At 63.6% G+C, this 16,121-nt stretch carries 17 protein-coding genes, 1 tRNA gene and 1 pseudogene; 11 read left to right on the top strand and 8 right to left on the bottom strand.

Translation table 11 applies throughout. The features are described 5' to 3' along the window. Positions 1-79: 79 nt before the first annotated feature. Positions 80-418, bottom strand: a complete 339-nt coding sequence (locus EV663_RS15140) for a hypothetical protein (RefSeq protein ID WP_132953332.1) — start codon at positions 416-418, stop codon at positions 80-82. Positions 419-541: 123 nt separating this feature from the next. Here EV663_RS15140 and EV663_RS15135 point away from each other — a divergent pair, with 123 nt between their 5' ends. The 5 genes from EV663_RS15135 to EV663_RS15120 all read left to right on the top strand — a co-directional run bounded on the left by EV663_RS15135 (position 542) and on the right by EV663_RS15120 (position 6,834). Further along, positions 542-4,507, top strand: coding sequence for a hypothetical protein (locus EV663_RS15135; RefSeq protein ID WP_132953330.1), 3,966 nt, complete (start codon positions 542-544; stop codon positions 4,505-4,507). A gap of 262 nt (positions 4,508-4,769) precedes the next feature. Then, positions 4,770-4,916: a hypothetical protein gene (locus EV663_RS15695; RefSeq protein ID WP_165910222.1), complete on the top strand. Its 147-nt coding sequence runs from the start codon at positions 4,770-4,772 to the stop codon at positions 4,914-4,916. 63 nt (positions 4,917-4,979) lie between these two features. Further along, positions 4,980-5,237, top strand: a complete 258-nt coding sequence (locus EV663_RS15130; protein ID WP_132953328.1) for a type II toxin-antitoxin system ParD family antitoxin — start codon at positions 4,980-4,982, stop codon at positions 5,235-5,237. Beyond that, on the top strand, positions 5,237-5,581 hold the full coding sequence (locus EV663_RS15125) for a type II toxin-antitoxin system RelE/ParE family toxin (RefSeq protein WP_132953326.1): 345 nt from the start codon (positions 5,237-5,239) through the stop codon (positions 5,579-5,581). Before EV663_RS15130 ends, EV663_RS15125 begins: the two co-directional genes overlap by 1 nt. 152 nt (positions 5,582-5,733) lie before the next feature. Beyond that, the gene (locus EV663_RS15120) at positions 5,734-6,834 is read left to right on the top strand and encodes a hypothetical protein (protein WP_132953324.1); all 1,101 of its coding nucleotides are present in this window, start codon (positions 5,734-5,736) and stop codon (positions 6,832-6,834) included. 56 nt (positions 6,835-6,890) lie between these two features. Here the strand turns inward: EV663_RS15120 and EV663_RS15115 are convergent, their stop codons facing one another. Both EV663_RS15115 and EV663_RS15110 read right to left on the bottom strand, forming a co-directional pair. Continuing rightward, the gene (locus EV663_RS15115; protein ID WP_132953322.1) at positions 6,891-7,391 is read right to left on the bottom strand and encodes a type II toxin-antitoxin system YhaV family toxin; all 501 of its coding nucleotides are present in this window, start codon (positions 7,389-7,391) and stop codon (positions 6,891-6,893) included. Then, positions 7,388-7,714, bottom strand: coding sequence for a type II toxin-antitoxin system PrlF family antitoxin (locus EV663_RS15110; RefSeq protein WP_132953320.1), 327 nt, complete (start codon positions 7,712-7,714; stop codon positions 7,388-7,390). Before EV663_RS15110 ends, EV663_RS15115 begins: the two co-directional genes overlap by 4 nt. A gap of 115 nt (positions 7,715-7,829) precedes the next feature. Here EV663_RS15110 and EV663_RS15105 point away from each other — a divergent pair, with 115 nt between their 5' ends. Continuing rightward, complete coding sequence (locus EV663_RS15105) at positions 7,830-8,252, top strand: acyl-CoA transferase (RefSeq protein WP_132953336.1); 423 nt, start codon at positions 7,830-7,832, stop codon at positions 8,250-8,252. A 31-nt stretch (positions 8,253-8,283) separates the two neighbouring features. Next, positions 8,284-8,379, top strand: a pseudogene (locus EV663_RS16085) (phage tail tube protein); the annotation flags it as partial. A 265-nt stretch (positions 8,380-8,644) separates the two neighbouring features. On the opposite strand, the gene EV663_RS15100 reads toward EV663_RS16085, so the two are convergent. Genes EV663_RS15100 through EV663_RS15095 form a run of 3 tightly spaced genes read right to left on the bottom strand, consistent with a single transcriptional unit; the run spans position 8,645 to position 10,538 of the window. Then, complete coding sequence (locus EV663_RS15100) at positions 8,645-9,088, bottom strand: hypothetical protein (RefSeq protein ID WP_132953318.1); 444 nt, start codon at positions 9,086-9,088, stop codon at positions 8,645-8,647. A gap of 15 nt (positions 9,089-9,103) precedes the next feature. Beyond that, positions 9,104-9,247: a hypothetical protein gene (locus EV663_RS15690; RefSeq protein ID WP_165910221.1), complete on the bottom strand. Its 144-nt coding sequence runs from the start codon at positions 9,245-9,247 to the stop codon at positions 9,104-9,106. 22 nt (positions 9,248-9,269) lie between these two features. After that, entirely contained in the window at positions 9,270-10,538 is a 1,269-nt protein-coding gene (locus EV663_RS15095) for a plasmid recombination protein (protein ID WP_132953316.1), read from the bottom strand. Between the two features lie 591 nt (positions 10,539-11,129). Here EV663_RS15095 and EV663_RS15090 point away from each other — a divergent pair. The 3 genes from EV663_RS15090 to EV663_RS15080 all read left to right on the top strand — a co-directional run bounded on the left by EV663_RS15090 (position 11,130) and on the right by EV663_RS15080 (position 12,720). After that, positions 11,130-11,672: a hypothetical protein gene (locus EV663_RS15090; RefSeq protein WP_132953314.1), complete on the top strand. Its 543-nt coding sequence runs from the start codon at positions 11,130-11,132 to the stop codon at positions 11,670-11,672. 1 nt (position 11,673) lies between these two features. After that, positions 11,674-12,228, top strand: coding sequence for a hypothetical protein (locus EV663_RS15085; RefSeq protein ID WP_132953312.1), 555 nt, complete (start codon positions 11,674-11,676; stop codon positions 12,226-12,228). 69 nt (positions 12,229-12,297) lie between these two features. Next, a complete protein-coding gene (locus EV663_RS15080; protein ID WP_132953310.1) occupies positions 12,298-12,720 on the top strand; it encodes a hypothetical protein in 423 nt (140 codons plus the stop codon). A 453-nt stretch (positions 12,721-13,173) separates the two neighbouring features. Here EV663_RS15080 and EV663_RS15075 read toward each other — a convergent pair whose 3' ends face one another. Then, a complete protein-coding gene (locus EV663_RS15075) occupies positions 13,174-13,734 on the bottom strand; it encodes a hypothetical protein (RefSeq protein ID WP_132953308.1) in 561 nt (186 codons plus the stop codon). Between the two features lie 634 nt (positions 13,735-14,368). Between EV663_RS15075 and EV663_RS15070 the strand changes: the two genes are divergently transcribed. Continuing rightward, the gene (locus tag EV663_RS15070) at positions 14,369-16,072 is read left to right on the top strand and encodes a recombinase family protein (RefSeq protein ID WP_132953334.1); all 1,704 of its coding nucleotides are present in this window, start codon (positions 14,369-14,371) and stop codon (positions 16,070-16,072) included. Here the strand turns inward: EV663_RS15070 and EV663_RS15065 are convergent. Next, a tRNA-Met gene (locus tag EV663_RS15065) sits at positions 16,029-16,105 on the bottom strand. The genes EV663_RS15070 and EV663_RS15065 overlap by 44 nt on opposite strands. Between the last annotated feature and the right edge of the window lie 16 nt (positions 16,106-16,121).

Below are 16,121 nucleotides of genomic sequence, written 5' to 3'. Positions count from 1 at the left end.
CGAACGGCCATCCCCAAAGCCGGCTCGACGAACTGCTCCCGTGGAATTTCCGGCCGTCAAGCTGAAAGCCGGGTGACCGTCAGACGACGCTTACATCGAAATCGTCATCGAGACGGGTAAGGCGGGAGGCTCGATCACGCGCCAAGCGCTCATCGAGAGACTGACTTCGCGCGGCTTCCACCTTGCAGGCGGTCAGAATTTCGCGCTCTCCCGTGCCAAACTGGCGGAAATGTCGCGCCATGCGCTTTCGGAGATCGGGACCACAGTTGGCGGCGTCAATCTCCCCCGCCTCGGTGCGCTTGCTGATCTTGAGACAGCGCGCAACAAGCATCGCTTCATCGAGATCACCGGCAAACCAGGCGTGGGCAAATCGTGGGTCTTGAGACATCTTGCGGAGCGGATAGGCCGCGAGGGCCATGTCATCGTCCTTGATCCCGTAGGCACGCCAGACGGGGGATGGTCAGCGCTTGCGCAACGTCTCGATATGCGTGGGACCGCTAAGAGTTTCTTGTGGGACCTCGCGGCAAGTGGCGGCGGGATCTTGTTCATCGACGGCCTCGAGATGTTCACGTCCGTCGAGCGCCGCCGCACGGTGAATGACTTGCTGCGCGAGATTGCGGATGTCCCAAGCTTCTCAGTAGTCGTGTCCAGGCGGCCCGATGTCGGCGTCGAAGACACTGACTGGGTCGCCCAAGACGCGCTCGCGAAGTTGGGTACGCCTTGCCAAGTGGTCGTAGACGAGCTGAACGACGACGAGGTCGAAGCTCTGAGCACTGCCGCCCCGGAACTCCGCACACTGCTGTCACGGGATCATCCGGCTGCTAGCATTGCGCGCAATCTCTATCGGTTGGCCCAATTGCTCAAGGTCCCGAGCTCGGCCGACATTCGAACTGAAGCGGCACTCGCCGACCGTTGGTGGAAGAGTGCCGACGGCGCAAAGCCAGATGATGTCCGCCCGTCGCAACGGCTCTTGGCCGAGTTAGCAGAAGCGGCACTGGCAGGACAGGACCTGGTCGAGGCGTCGACGGACACACCGGCACGAGCTCATCTACTGCGTCGCCTGACGCTGTCCGAACCGAGGCGCGACCGTCTCAGCTTCTATCATGACGTGCTGCGCGACTGGGCGATCGGCGCGCGCCTCAACGAAGATTTGACGTTGCTCGACGGCGTCGATCTTTCCGTCCCACCATCCCCGCGGGTAGCGCGTGGTATCGAATTTGCCGGTCGCTTCGCGCTCGAACAGGGACAGGATGGCTCGAACTGGACGGCCCTCCTTGGCGCCCTCTCGCGACCAGGCGCCCATGATGCTTGGCGCCGCCAAGCGCTCATGGCGATCGTGCGATCCGAGCTGTCGTCGCGGCTTCTGAGCCGCTGCCGCGCTGCATTGCTTGCCGATGGGGGCGCGTTGCTCGTCGAGATCTGTACTGCCATCGTCGCGACCGAAACGATCTCGGCCGCATCCGCCTTCAAGGAGATCGTCGCGACGGGCGCTGAGCTTCCTGTCGAAGCACCGGGCTCTTTACGCATCGCCACGACGCTATCGGCGCCGACGGTTCTAATGTGGTGCGCTGTGAATGCCGACGATATCCCAATCCAGGCAATCGCTGCCATCGTGAAGCTCGCTGAAGTTCAGTTCCTCACGATTATGAGCCTCCGCGAACTCGGACGGGCAGCGGCGAAGATGCTCTTCGGCTGGCTCATCCAGCTCGACTTGCGTGACACCAACATCACGATCCCGGGTGCCGCAGATGCGCCACGGTTAGAACGCCAGTCGCGCAAGACGATGATTGAGGATCTTCGAACCATGGCGCTTCTTCTGGCGTCACACGCGCCGGAAGACACGAAGGCCTATTTGACCGCGAGCGCGAAAGAGAACGCTCACTACAAGGTCAAGGCAATGCGGCCGTTCAGCAAGGCCTTGGCCAGCGTCGCGCCGAACGAGCTTGCGGCGCTTATCACGTCCAGTCTTATTGAACAGCCACGTCGAGGCCGATCACGACGGGATTCGGTGCACGGCGCGTTCGGCTTTGCGGATACCGACTACATGCCGGTGTCGCCAGCGCAGCCTCCTTTTCTCGACTTGCTCAATGCAGACCCCGAGATCGGACTCGGCCTAATCCGAAGACTCGTTGACGCGGCGGTCGCGCACCGCGCGGATGGCGTGAAGGCGGGAACGGACGGCTTTACGCTCGTCTTCGACGGGAAGCCACGCTTCTTTCCATGGGTGCAGACCTATTACTGGTCACGTTCCAGCCAAGCTCGGGAATACGCTGCGTCTTCTGGCCTAATGGCGCTCGAAGCGTGGTCACAAGAGCGCCTCGACAGGGGCGAAGATGTCGACGCGGTACTCAAGGACATCCTCGGACCGGAAGGTAGCTGTGCCGCTTATGTGTTGATTGCGCTCGACGTGCTGCTATCGCATTGGCCGGCGACGCGCGATGCGCTCGTCCCGTTTGTGGCTAACCCCGACCTGCTTGCCAATGATCGCACTCGCTTGACGTTGGAGAGGCTTGGCGGCGCGCTGATGTTGCAGAAGGAGCCCAAAGGCCGCGTCATGCTTGCCGATCTCGCAAAGCGCCAATCGCGCTCCATCTCGCTCGAGCGCCTTATCCCCTATTACATCGGCGAGGATGACTCCGGGCAGAAGGTGCGCTCCTTGTTGGCTGAGGCAGTCGAAAAAGCCGGCTCGTATAGCGACGAAGCGAATTTCGGCGATCCCGCTTTCATGGGATCCTATGCACTCAATATGCTCGACCGGACGAACTGGGTGGAGGTCGAGGGCGGCTTCGCTTACAGGTCGCCACCTGCTGAAGCCGAGCATCTTGAGCGCCTAGAGGCCCAGCGACAGGCCCATGAGCGTTCCAGCACTATTGAGGTGAGAATTCAGCTTGCAATCAGCGATCCAGCGAAAGGCTCGCCGGATTTGGCACGCGAGGCCCTCGAATATGCTGCCGGCGATCTACCCGACTACAGCGATACAGATTATCTCAAGTCGCGATCGACGCGCTTGATTTCGACGGCCATGCTTGTTGCGAGGGACGGCGACGATGCCCTCCTTGACGAGCATGAGGACTGGGTTCGAACCGTGATTGCCGCAGCCTTGGCGGAAAAGGTCGACCACTACGGCTCGAACGAACGGCTGGACTTCCACCGGCCAGCGCAGGGCATATGCGCCCTCATCCATCTTTGGCGGCGGAGGCAGCTTGTCTCGGATCGTAACCACCTGCTTCGCACAGTCGCTCGGCAAGATCACGCCGCCGCAATTGCGATCACCGCAGCGCGTGAGAGCATCCACGAGGTCAACCCGCAACTGATCAAGGCCGCGGTGCGTATCGCTTTCACCTCGTGTCGCTGGCGTTGGCATCCCCATGACGAGGACGAGTCTACGAGAGAGGCTTACGAGAAGGAGAAATCGGGACAGGACGCCGACGCGGTTGCTGCGGAGATCGCCTGGCTCGATGGCGGGCCCGAGCCGAACTGGCCAGACCTCCCCGAAAAGACGCCGTCGTTCTCGCGCCAGCCGCGTGCGATCTTCTCACCGAACGGCTCACGCGTCGAGCTCAAGCGTGATGATGACGCTTTCAGGCGCAGCTCCAAGGAAGCCGTAATTCGCGTCGACAATCAAGGACTCGCAAGGTGGGTCAGTCTGCTCAGAGGCGAAGGTGACGCTCTTCCAAGCTGGTATGAGGAGATTGTTGATGCCTATGCGCTTTGGTCCGCGCGGTTGAACGGTCATGGCTATTCTGCTGATGCCGAGGTCAACCAGACGCCCGACGCATGGAATCATCAATTCTACTCATTGGTGACGTCAGCTTTGATGGACGCCGCGCAGGATCGTTTCGAGTGGATCCTGCAGCTGATCATTGAGCTGCCCGATCGGTCCTTCTGCGATGTGGCCGAAACGCTCATTCACGCCGCCGATGTCCGTTACTTCAACGAGCCGAACCGGCCATCAGATCGCGCGTTCGCTTTGCGGCAGCGGCTGGTAACGAGGACGCTCGCGCTGAACCGTTGGTCTTGGGACCGTCGCCGAGGAGACTTCGGGATCGACATCGAAACCGGTCCGACAATCGGCATGCTGCTGATGAACCTCCACAATTCCTTCTCCGGCACCAAGAGCTATCTCGTTCCTGCCGTGTTTGATCGGGTTGATCCGCTTCTTCAAGCGGTGCGCCCCATGATGCGGGGCGGCCCGACAGCGTTCATCGCGCTCTGCACGATGAACACCTTGAACGTCGCGCCAACCGCGCGGCATCTCGACTTCCTCCTGTTCGCAGTCGAGACGTGGCTCGAAGTAACGAATGGCGACCGTGCAATGTGGAATGAGCTCGGAATTGGTCGAAAGATCGCTGAGTGGTTCGAAGCAGCGGCGGCCGAGGATCCTTCACTGTATCGTAAGGTTCACCCGTCGCGCAGTCGGATTGACGCGATCCTTGGCCGCCTCGTCAGCCTCGGCGTGTCAGAAGCCCACGAGTTGGAGTTGCAGATCCAGGCAGAAACGCGCTGACGGTCAGAAAGCACCGACGCCGCGGCGCATCGAGGACTGCGATGAGGCCTGCCGGCGAAAGGCAGCCCGATTTACGCAGCGATATGAAGGACTTCGTTCCCTCTTGCTTCCACAGTGCTTCCACGGGTGTCGGAAACGCGAAGGATTTTGGTTGCGGGGGCTGGAGTTGGACTTTGTCGAACTTTTCCGGTTTTCGTTGGCGGCACACAGTCGAAGACAGGCCAAATGCAGCAACACACTGAGACCGGAAGGATTTTCTCGGATGCGGCACGATGATTTATTGCGTGTCAGCACTGGCGCAACACCCCGCCGGATCATCGCGGCGGTATTGACCCCGCGCGCCGGGGCGCGCGGGGAAGGCGGCGTGCCGGGGCGGATCGTGGCCGGGTGGGTGGAGAGCAGGTTCTGAAATGGACCGTCGACACGCCCGCCAGATTGGCATATATTGCCAATGATACTCACGGAGACCCCCATGGCCACCCGGAACGTCGTCCTGACAGAAGCGCAATCCGACCTCGTCGACCGTCTGGTTTCGACCGGCCGGTATCAGAACGCGTCCGAGGCCTTGCGAGCCGGGCTTCGCCTCCTCGAACGGGAAGAGGCGGAGATGATCGATCTGCGTGCTCGCCTGACAACCGGTCTGGAAGAAGCCCGGCGCGGGGATCTGGCCGAGGGAAGTGGTGAGGAAGCCATCCGTCGGGCTTTTGCCACGGCGCGTGCCAGGTCCTGATGCCAAAACCCTGGCGCCTGACCAGGCCGGCAGAAGCCGCGCTGATCGACATCGCGCGCTGGACCATCGAAACCTTCGGGCCGCGACAGGCCGCCGCATATGAGGACGACCTGATCGCAACCTGTCGAGGGATCGCCGAAGGAACAGCCCTTTCCCAAACCTGCCGCCAGCTGATCGACCCCAACCTGCCCGAGGACCTGCGCTTTGCGCGGGCAGGCCAGCATTTCGTGGTGTTCGTCGAGGACGTCGAGCAGGTGATCATCATCGATTTCCTGCACGGCCGCGTTGACCTGCCGCGACGACTAGCCAACCTGCCCCTCCCGAAAGGCGGCCGGGAACACTGATCCGGGCCTGATTCCGGCCGAGGGATGCACTATGGCGGGATGGGTGACAAATTCGGACAGGGACTTATGCCGGAACTGCCATGCTCGCTTGATGGTTGAAATCTGCATCGCTAGCCTGACGACGGACCGGTAAAGGAAGAGTCACTACTGCGATGCGCAAGTTCATGCTTTCACTGCCTGCGATGGCGCTTCTCGCGTTTCCTGTCAGCGCAAATCCCTCTCAAGAAGATGTCGACGCCGCCCGTTCAGAGTGCCGCGACGCGTTCCTTGCTCGAGATGCTGAAGCCTATATGGACGCTGCCGCATCCATGATTGCTTGGGGCGCGCTGCAGAACCCTGAGTGGACGAGAGAAGTCGAACTGTGCCTCGCTTTTGCCGAGGCAATTGAAGGAGCGAACCTAGAAACGGCTCGCGAACGCGCCGCCGCTCAGGCTAACGAGGGCGACCCGACGCTCGCGACAGAGGCGCCTGCATCACCTGCAGACTTGCCTGAGGCCGATACCCGGCTTGCAGACTACCTAACCCGGCTTCGGGCAGATGGGGCAGACATCGACGCGGTCGTGCGCGAGATCGCGGCGGATCAGACGTTTGCCCCATCCCCAAGTCCTGAGCGTGACGCGCTTGAGGCGGCCGTCACGGCTTACGTCCGGCCCATTCCCGCCGCTCAGGCTGAGCGAAACTTGGTCGCCTATCAGGCCCTGGCAAGGATCGATCCAGAAGACCAGACCTACCGAGACAGAGTTGCGCGTTACGAGCAAGCCATCGAAGCCGAACGTGAGCAGTTGCAAAGAACCGCCAGAGCGCTGGAGGGGCGCTTGGTCCGGACAACCGCCGAGTTCGACGGATCCTCTTGGGCACGACATCCGTCGTCACCGCGCTACCAGGATATCCGCAATTATGTGACGCTTTATCTGATTGAATCCGGCAGCGGTCAGCAGACCATGGAACTGTTCTTCAACTACACCTCTCGCAGTGGTTGGCTGTTCGTCCAAAGCGCATCGATCAATATCGACGGGGAAACAACCCGGGTGCCGGTCGGTCAGTGGTTCCGCGACAACGACACCGAGATCTGGGAATTCGCGAGCTTGCGCGGCGATGCGGCCGTGGCACTTGCACGCCGAATAGCCGAAGCCGACCGCGCTGTGGTGCGCTTCAATGGGCAGCAATTCTACGATGATTACGTCGTGTCCGATGCGGACAAACGTGTGATGCGCGAAATGCTGGCAATGTGGGACGTGATTTCTTCGGACTAGCTTCAGTACCTTCAGCGCTTAGCCACGTCGGCAATTCTTCGACTTGGGATGCGGCGTCACTTATGCTCGATCAACGCGGCAAGCTGTCCGGAGGCTGACTGAACGCTGGCGAGCAGTGCTTTCCAATCGTCGGGCGGATTGCCGTCTTCCAGCATGCCCTTGAACACCCGATAGGCATCCGTGCGGCTGTCATAGGCGCGCAGCGTGGTGTCGTCGTTCACCCAGGCGAAGATTATGATGCGGCTTTCGGCGTGAAAGCGGAAGAAAAGCCGGTACTGCTGAAAGAACTTTGCCCGGAACCAGTGCCGGTGCTCGTCGCCAAGCGTATTGCCCTGCCGGAACTTCGGGTCGGCCGGGTCGGACGGGATTTCCTCGAAGATCAGCTTGTTGATCGCAGCAAGGCGCTTGGTTGCGTTCCTGCTGCGATAGCCAGCCGGGTTTGCAGCCTTCAGCGCCGCAACCTTTGCGGCAAGCTCCGCCACCTGATCAAGAAACAACGGGTGCGCGAACAGGGTCCAGCCGTTCACCACCAACGGCACGTTGGAGTCGTCCGTCATTCATCTTCGGGCGACAGCGCCGCATCAAGGTCCACGTCGACACCATCAACGAGCTCAGCCAGCTTGGCGCGCAGCGGCGCGTCAAGTCCACGGACATGGCCGGGATTCCGGCGGATATCCTGCGCCAGAAACGCCAGAAATGCGCCGATTGCAGGGTCGTCCGCGGTATCCGCGGCGCGGCGAAGCAGGACATCGCCATCCGGCAGGATGGTGTAGGAGATGCGATCACGCTTTTCCAGGCCCAGCGCCTTGCGCACGACGCCGGGCATCGTGGTCTGGTACTTGTCTGTCAGCGTGGACTCGACCTTGAGTTCAGCCAGCATGTGATTCTCCTTCACCTCGCAGGCACAAGGTAAGGCAAACGCATTACCTATTCAAGAACACAGCGGTTGAATGGCCCAGACCGCGCTTCAGGCTACCCGCAACATTGGTGCACCCATGCCCACCACCCGCGAAACCGTCCTCGCCGCGCTGCACGCGCGGCTGCAGCCGCTTGCCGCCCTCACCCTGCGTGACGAGGTGCTGCCCGAGCGGATTCCGGCGGCCGGGCTGATCATCCTGCGGGACGGCCAGCCGGGCGAGCCGGAAGTGACGCTATCGCCCCTGCGCTATCACTACCAGCACCGGGCCGAACTGGAAGTCGTCGTCCAGGCGGGCACCGGCCGGGCCAGCGCTTTCGACACTCTGATCGCTGCCATCGGCGCGGCGCTGGAAGCCGACCGAACGCTAGGTGGCCTTTGCGACTGGGTCGAACCGGAAGCCCCGGCCTCGGTCGATCTGCCCGTTGAGGGCGCGGCGGCATTGAAGGCGGCGGTGATCACCGTCGTCCTGCACTACACCACTACCGGCCCCCTGGCCTGACACCTCACATCCAAGGAGACCCCCATGGCACGCGCACACGGCGCTTGCGTTCGAGACAGTTTACGGCACCCCGCCTGCCAGCGGCTATCGGCTGATGCCCTTTGCCCGGACCACATTGGGCGCGGAATAGCCGCTGTTGAACAGCGAACTGCTGGGCTATCGTTGGCGGCACACCGTCGGAGACAGGCCACATCTAGCAACACCCTGAATCCGCGATACTTTTCCAGGGCGAGGCACGACGGTTGATTGCGTGTCAGCCTTGGCGCAACGCCCCGCCGGATCGTCGCGGCGGGATTGACCCCGCGCGCCGGGGCGCGCGGGGATGGCGGGCCTCGATCACGGCGGGCACCGCCTGCACCGGCCGCGCGCCGGGGCGCGCGGGGAAGGCGGGGTTACTCGGCCGCGGCGGTTTCGTCGGTCTTGGCGGCGGCATTGGTGGCCTTGGCCGCGGCCTCTTTCTCGCGCTGTGCGCAGTCGCGTTCGGCCGCGCGGCGGTCCAGTTCTTTCGCGACCACGTCTTCGACGCCCTCCTGCGGGCGCAGCGGGTGGCCGGCGATGCGGCGGCGGTTCTTGGCGCTGGCCAGAAGTTCGATCTGGATGAAGAACGCCTTCAGGGTCTCCTCGTCCCCGGTCTCATCCAGGAACTGGAGCCACTCGTCGATGGTTTCGGCGACGGCTTCGCGCCGTTCGCGCTCCTTCTTGCTGAGCTTGCGCGACTCGCGATCCGCGGCCGCGACGATGCGCGTAACGGCGCGCTGCATGCTGTCGTTCATCAGCTGGTCGATGCTGGTGGCGTTGCGGCGGGTCTTGCCGGTGGGGATGGAGATGTCAGTCATAAGAACACCTTTCGTCTAGTGTTGGCGGTTGGGCCCGGCGGTCGGATCATCCGGCGCCTTCAGGCTGGCCAACATATTTTTCTCTTCGCGCCGCCCCCAAAACGCGCCGAAGAACTTTTGAGGAACTTTCTCACAACCACCTGTTTTCATTAGATTCATTTTTCCATCCAGGGCGCCCGCACTACCGGCGCCCCCTTTCACCGGAAAGATTTCGCCCGGGATCGCGTCCGTCCCGGCCGGGGGCACTGCGCTCGGCGCGCATGGTCCGGGCGGCCGCGATCTTCAGCGCCTGCGCGATGCGCGCGCGCATCTCCTGCGGCAGGGTCTGGGCCGCCTTAGCGATCGCCTCGCGCGCCTGATGGACACTGTCCAGCGCCTCGGCGAACTCGGCCTCCGCCCGTCTGCGGGCGTCGGCCTCGGCCCGAGCCGTGAGCCGGCGCAACGCCATGCGAAACGCCTTGCGTGCGCGCTGGAACCCGCCTGAGGCCTTGCGATCGGGCGGGAAGACCGGGGGCGCGGGCGGCGCATCCTTTACGGGCTCGGGCGCAACCTCGCGCCCGTCTTCGTTCATCCGCCCTGCGGCGACGGCATCGGCATAGTCGATCACCGCCTGCGCCTCGTCCTCGCGGGCCGCAACCTTGCGGCGCCTCTCTTCGACCTCGGCCGCCTTCCTGGCGAGGCGCAGCTCCTCTTGCCGACGCCATTCGGCCGGGCGGACATGGCGCGGCTGCTTTGGCGGCTCCTGTCCCGAGGCCAGCGCATTGCGGATGGCCTGGGCCCGGCGTTCGCCACGGGTCAGGCCGATCTCGGCGAACCATGCGCCCACGCTGTCCTGGGCCGCCTCGTAATCCTTGATCATCGGGTGGATCGAGGGCTGCAACATCCGCCGCGTGGCGCCTTTGATCTCTACCGTCGCACGCGGCATGATCACGGCGTGGATGTGATAGGCCTGCTCGTCGAGATCGGCGCGCGCATGGATGACATCGTCGTCGAAATGTTGCTTGAGCCAGGCCACGGCCCGCTCCTCGAACGCCACCTCGCGCGGGTTGCGGTCGCTTTCGCCCAGGAACTCGGACAGGTCGCCCTCGAACCACTCCCGATTGGCCGTCAGGATCACCTCGCGCAGGGGGCCGTGCCGGGATGCCCGCCAGGGATCCTTGGGCCCTTCGGCCAGGCGGCGGCGCAGATCCTTGCGGCGCTTGCGCCGTTCCAGCGCCTCCAGCTCCTCGGCGAAGTTCTCCGCCCGCATCTCGGCGATCTCGGCCAGGGCCTGCTCGGCCCAGTCTGCCTCCCCGATGAGCCGGCGATTGAGCTGCGACCGCGTCCGATCCACATGGCCGAGATCGCCACCCTTGCGCAGGCGGTGGGCCTCGTAGCCGCCCAGGTCCTCGGGGTGCAGGCCTTCGAACCTCAGCACCACCGGGAATGCATCGCGCGTGTCTTCCGCCATCAAGGACCTCCTTCCGTCAGGGCAGGAAGGAGATCGGTCGATTGCCCGCGGCGGCGTAACGATCTTGCTGCAGAAAGATGTGCGGGGGTGGAGGCGTGATTACTCACTAATCAGCTCGCACTCCCGCGCCTGGCGGCGCGTCCGTTCGAGCTGTCGTTCGCCCGGGGCGCTGCCCCGGGACCCCGCCCTCCGGGGGCTCCTGCGCGGAGGGCGGCAGGGGCACGCGCCGTTCCTGCACCCCGGCGCCTCCCGGCGGGCCGAGGGACGGTTCGCCACCCCCTCTGGACACCCCTGGCGTCTCCGACGGCTTGGGGCCCGTTCCGCACGCCCCCAAGACCCCCAGGCTCCCGGGGGAGGCCGTTCCGCACACCTCCCCCGAACCCCCACCGGCTCGCGCTGCCCGCGCCGGGCCAAGGGGGCCGCCCCCTCTGGACACCCCCGCCAGGTCGCGCAGGCCCCGGGGGAACAGGGACGGGCGACCGGACCCAGCGCACAGCGCGCGCAGCCGGGCTGTCGCGCGCGCTGTGCGCCGGGCCGGTCCCGGAAACACAGGCGTGCGGCGGTCCTCTCATCCCATCAAGGAGTTGCCTGATGCTCGACCAAACCCGATCCAGACCGCCCGCACCGGACTGGAGCGCTGCCCTTTCCCACGGCACCGTCCTGTCCTGCCGCTTTCCCCTGTCTCCCGACCGCCCCGAGCCGGACGCGCCGCCGCTGCCATGCCTGGTGCTCGATATCGAGACCCTCGGCGGGCGCCGGGTCGCCCTGATCGCCCCGGGCGTCCCGCGCCCGGACACCCGCCAACGCGGCTATGCCATCGACATCGCCGACGGCGCGGAACTCGTCCGGGCCGGCCTCTGGCACCCGATCCGGTTCCTCGCCGACAAGCGGCTGCTCATCTCGGTCGGCAATACCGGCATCTTCCCGGCCCGCCACGGCACCGCGCCGGTGCTGGGCCGGCTTTCGGGCGCCTCGTTCGAGCGGATGAACGCCGTGCGTGCCCGCCTCCATGCCGAGCGCGACATCGCCGCCGAACGCCGCCGAGACCGCGATACGGCCCGCCGGCACCGCACCGCGCCAGCCATCCCACACCACCTGCCGGCCCGATCCATCCCCAGCCAGAGGAGCGCCTGAGATGTCAGCCCCCCAATCCACCCCCATCGAACAGCACACCCATTGGCGCGACAGCCTGCAGATCGGCGATGTGCTCTGGTATGCGCCAAACTTCCCGGCCGGCTTCCCGGTGCCCGAGCGGATGCGCGAACCGCGTGTCGTCGTCGATATCCTGGAGACGGCGCGCGGCCGGCTGGTCTTCCTCGGCAGCGCGGATGCCGAAAAGGGGGCGGTCCTGACCGGGGACGAGCGTCAGGCCGTGGCCGACGGCACCCCGGTGCAGATCGGCCACGACCGGCTGGCCCGGTTCTTCGAGCATCCGCTGTCCTACACGCTGCCCGACCCGGAGGCCGCAGGCATGCCGTTTCCGTCGCCTGTCATCGGGCGCCTGACGGACCCGGCGCTGGACAAGCTCAAGACCATCCGCCGGGGCCTGCGCGCGATCTTCCACATCTGGGGCACGGGGTTGGTCCGGTCCCGCAAGGTCGAGGTCTCCATCCCTGACGGCGACGGACGTTTGGCGATCACGCTCCCTGCCAGCCTCCCAGCCGGCCGCACGAAAGCCCGCCTGCACTGAGCGCGGGGCCCGCCCTCTCGACACGGAGGGCGGGTCCCGCGCTCACCCCCTAAATCCAAGGAAACCCCCATGCTTCAGACCCCGACATCCATCCCCAACGGCAACACCCACCGCGTCATCCACATCCACGGCGAAGGCTATCGCACCGATTTCGACCGCATCGAGGATATCGCCGCCGATGCCCTGACCAACGCCCGCGCGGCCATCGAGGTCCTGCGCGGCCTGCCCTACGACCTCTTCAAGCCGCTCCAGCCCCGCCTGGAACGGCTGGCCGACCGTGTTGCCCGGCGCAAGGCGCTCGACGACGAGTTCCGCAATACCTGCGAGACCCTGCTGCGCGATCTCGACCGCTTCGACCCGGACGACACCGCCGCCCGGTCCCTCGACCACGCGATGCGCCTGCTGCGCGAGGCCCTGAACGCCTCCCACCGCGTCGCCGACCTGCTGGCCGCCGAGCGCGATATCGGCCGCACCCGCGGGTTCGAGGTGTGATGCGATGATGAATGGTTCCAACGGGGCGCGATCCCCCCCGGCGCGGCACGGTGCCGCGGACCAGCTCCCCGCCGCACCCGGGCGCGCCGCATCCATCCCTTCTGCTGCAACAGAGCGGCGCGCCCACGGCAGCTTTGCGCTTCACCTGAAGTGTCTTATCCCACAAGGTGCAGCATCACAGTGGTTTGCAGGATGGGCGGAAACCAGTCATTCGCTGCGCCATGCGCAGAGGTCAGCAATGTGCAGCAAAGTGCACTTTGAAAAACCGGCGGAAATCGTTACCGTTCGAGGCCGTTCTGGCCAAAACCTGACGGTCGGCGCTATTCCTTCAGCATTTATTTCGCGTGTTCGGTGTGCATGAAGCGAATGCGAATTCGATGTTTATTAGGCGCCTAGCTTGCAATTAGTGGAATGCCGAATGGAGGAACTTCTACCCTCAAAGCACCAGATTTTTCATGATTTGTTTTTGTGTGTCTGTGTGAGGCGGAAGCCAAAGCCGATTTGCTCCTGATAGCGATTATCGCCTACACGGGAATTAAGGTGGTTCATGATGATCTCAAACAAAGCATCATAAGCGGGTTGCATATCGTACCCTGAAAGCGTGTCGGCTTTCCCGCAGCGTACAACAGGGTGCTTACTAATACTTACAGCTAACTCATCGCCTTCTTTTTGGCACACAATATAGAAAGTGAAGCGCCGTTTCGGAAATTTATTTTCGGCGATGTCAAGAGTTAATCCTAGACCAAAGTGTATGCTGCCATCATAAAATATTGTTGTTGCTTCAACAGCATGATTTACATCATCTGTAAGCTCATCATTATCCGGGTCTACTTGAATGAAGTCTACATATGGCTTGCTTGGACCTTCAAAACTTGAATACGTTTTTGGCAAGCCAACGTAATCGCGAAAACCATCAGCAAGATGGAGGGCAACACAGGTAGCCCAGTCGCGTATCTCTTGCTCATGCTCATCTTTCTCAGTCATTGCTTGGCGGATATCGTCAATTTTCGGCATAATGCCCCCTGAGTAGATTGCCTCTAGTGATAACCGACTGACATATTTACAAGACAGCGGTTTTATAGGTTTGAAAAATGATCATTATATCTTGAACTCATCCGCCAGAAAACCAAGCATCAAAGAACTGCTTTCCGCTCGACCTGTCAAGGCGCAGTTGTAGGCTGCCGCTAATTCGGATGTCCGCTCCGGGCTGTGAGCGGCAATCCGGAACAAGCGGTGCGAATGTCCTGAGAGGGCCGTTCTTCCTCAAGCCCCTCGTGGCCCTTTGTTGTCTCCGGCCCGCGCCGCTTGTGCGACGCGGGCCTGCTGCTATCTGTCCCGCCTTATGCCTCCGCGCTGTGCGGTTTGCCTGGTGTCGGCGTCTCGGCGCCTTGGTCATCTCTGTCTCTCGCGCTTCGGTTTTCGACCGTCCAAAGCGGAAGGAGACCCGGATGGCCCTGGAGCGACTGATCGACCTGATCGCAGAGCAAGCCGCGCGGGAGCTGGCGGCCATTCTTGCGGGCTTTTGGTCGCAGCGCCTGCACGGTACGGTTGCAGCCTGACGATTCTAGGGCAAACATGTGCGCCGGATCACCGCACCCCTCTAGGCGAGGCTGCGGCGATCCCGCGGCACGGAACCACAGGGAAAGCGATGACCCAAGCCCCGACGCGCGCGGCGATCTACGCGCGCTATTCCACCGACAAGCAGAACCCGATGTCGATCGAGGACCAGGTCTATCAGTGCCGGACGCTGGCCCGACGGAAGGGCTGGGAAGTGGTCGAGGAATACACCGACCGGGAACTGTCCAGCGCCGTGCGGGACCGCCCCGGGTTTCAGCGGCTGGTGGGCGACCTCGGCGCCGGCAAGTTCGACACGGTGCTGGCCGAGAGCATGGACCGGATCAGCCGCGACAATGTGGATATCGCTGACCTGTGGAAACGCACCGCGCACCACGGCATCGAGATCCACACGCTCGACCAGGGCAAGATGGATTTCATCAAGACGGCGTTCTCGGGGATCATGGGCACGATGTTCCTGGAAGCCCTGGCCGAGAAGACGCGCCGCGGCCAGGCGGGCCTGGTGCGCAAAGGCAAGAATCCTGGCGGCCTTCCCTATGGCTATCGCGTGCCTGTAGGCCCTGACGGGCTGCGCCTGAAGGGGGAGTTGGAGGTCGTGCCGGAAGAGGCCGCCGTCATCCGGCGCATCTTCACCGACTACGCGGCGGGCCACTCGCCGCTGAAGATCGCGGCACGGCTGAACGAGGACGGCATCCCGGCCCCCCGTGGGCGCGGCGCTGGTTCAGGGCACTGGAAGCAGAACACGCTGAACGGCAACCGACAGCGCGGCACCGGGATCCTGAACAACGAGCTTTATGTCGGCAAACGGGTATGGAACCGGCTCTCCTATCGCCGCGACCCGGACACGCGGCGCCGAGTGTCGCGGCTGAACGACCCCGAGGAATGGCAGGTCTTCGATGTTCCGCATCTGCGCATCCTCGATGACGACCTCTGGAACGCGGTCAAGGAGCGGCAGAAGGCCTATCATCTCAAGAGCGAGGACTCGCCCGCTACAGACCGGAACCGGCTGTCCGCCAGCCAGGGACTGCGACGCCGCAAATACCTGCTGTCTGGACTCCTGTGCTGCGGGCTGTGCGGCGGCAACCTCACCGTGGCCGGCAGCGGCAAGACGCGGCGCTACTACTGCGCCAACGCCAAGGAGAAGGGCCCGGCGGTGTGCAAGGGGATGACCGGGATCAAGCAGAACCTTGCCGAGGAGACCGTGATCAACGGGCTCAAGCACGAGCTGATGCAGGACTGGGCCTATGAGCGGTTCCGCACGCAGGTGGCCCAGCACCTCAAGGAACAGTCCCGCGCCGCCAGCGACGAACAGCGCCTGTATGAACGGCTGATTTCGGAGAAGGAGACAACCCGGGGCAACCTGATGACGGCCCTGAAGCGGGGTCTGATCGACGACGAGACCATCGCCGAGGTGAATGAGCTGAACGAGGAGCTGAAGCGCCTGCGGTCGAAGCTGGACGGGCTGACGCCCGAGCCCGTGGCGCTGCCCGACGACCTGCCGCAGCGCTGGCAGGCCTATGTGGCGGGGCTGGTGCGGACGCTGTCGCAGGAGGAGATCGTGGGCCGGGCGGCGGACGCGCTGCACACGCTTGTGGATCGGGTATCGGTGCATCCGCACCCGGAGGACCGGCGCGGTCATATCGTGGAGATCGAGGGGGACATCGTGCAGATGCTGATATCGGCGCACCCCGAGGGGGGTGCGGGTTATGATTCTGCGCGTTGTTCGTTAAATTTGGTTGCGGGGGTAGGATTTGAACCTACGACCTTCAGGTTATGAGCCTGACGAGCTACCGGGCTGCTCCACCCCGCGGCATTTTTGGCCCATA

Origin of the sequence: Rhodovulum bhavnagarense, from assembly GCF_004343505.1 — a bacterium.
Taxonomy (GTDB): domain Bacteria; phylum Pseudomonadota; class Alphaproteobacteria; order Rhodobacterales; family Rhodobacteraceae; genus Rhodovulum; species Rhodovulum bhavnagarense.
Note: the sequence above shows the minus strand (reverse complement) of the source record. Positions and strands in the feature narration are given on the sequence as shown.

Bases quoted from the DNA above. Each gene is read 5' to 3' on its own strand.
- EV663_RS15140 (WP_132953332.1), bottom strand. From the start codon at position 418: ATGGCCCTCGCGGCCTATCCGCTCCGCAAGATGTCTCAAGACCCACGA.
- EV663_RS15695 (WP_165910222.1), top strand. From the start codon at position 4,770: ATGCGGCACGATGATTTATTGCGTGTCAGCACTGGCGCAACACCCCGC.
- EV663_RS15130 (WP_132953328.1), top strand. From the start codon at position 4,980: ATGGCCACCCGGAACGTCGTCCTGACAGAAGCGCAATCCGACCTCGTC.
- EV663_RS15125 (WP_132953326.1), top strand. From the start codon at position 5,237: ATGCCAAAACCCTGGCGCCTGACCAGGCCGGCAGAAGCCGCGCTGATC.
- EV663_RS15120 (WP_132953324.1), top strand. From the start codon at position 5,734: ATGCGCAAGTTCATGCTTTCACTGCCTGCGATGGCGCTTCTCGCGTTT.
- EV663_RS15115 (WP_132953322.1), bottom strand. From the start codon at position 7,391: ATGACGGACGACTCCAACGTGCCGTTGGTGGTGAACGGCTGGACCCTG.
- EV663_RS15110 (WP_132953320.1), bottom strand. From the start codon at position 7,714: ATGCTGGCTGAACTCAAGGTCGAGTCCACGCTGACAGACAAGTACCAG.
- EV663_RS15105 (WP_132953336.1), top strand. From the start codon at position 7,830: ATGCCCACCACCCGCGAAACCGTCCTCGCCGCGCTGCACGCGCGGCTG.
- EV663_RS15100 (WP_132953318.1), bottom strand. From the start codon at position 9,088: ATGACTGACATCTCCATCCCCACCGGCAAGACCCGCCGCAACGCCACC.
- EV663_RS15690 (WP_165910221.1), bottom strand. From the start codon at position 9,247: ATGAATCTAATGAAAACAGGTGGTTGTGAGAAAGTTCCTCAAAAGTTC.
- EV663_RS15095 (WP_132953316.1), bottom strand. From the start codon at position 10,538: ATGGCGGAAGACACGCGCGATGCATTCCCGGTGGTGCTGAGGTTCGAA.
- EV663_RS15090 (WP_132953314.1), top strand. From the start codon at position 11,130: ATGCTCGACCAAACCCGATCCAGACCGCCCGCACCGGACTGGAGCGCT.
- EV663_RS15085 (WP_132953312.1), top strand. From the start codon at position 11,674: ATGTCAGCCCCCCAATCCACCCCCATCGAACAGCACACCCATTGGCGC.
- EV663_RS15080 (WP_132953310.1), top strand. From the start codon at position 12,298: ATGCTTCAGACCCCGACATCCATCCCCAACGGCAACACCCACCGCGTC.
- EV663_RS15075 (WP_132953308.1), bottom strand. From the start codon at position 13,734: ATGCCGAAAATTGACGATATCCGCCAAGCAATGACTGAGAAAGATGAG.
- EV663_RS15070 (WP_132953334.1), top strand. From the start codon at position 14,369: ATGACCCAAGCCCCGACGCGCGCGGCGATCTACGCGCGCTATTCCACC.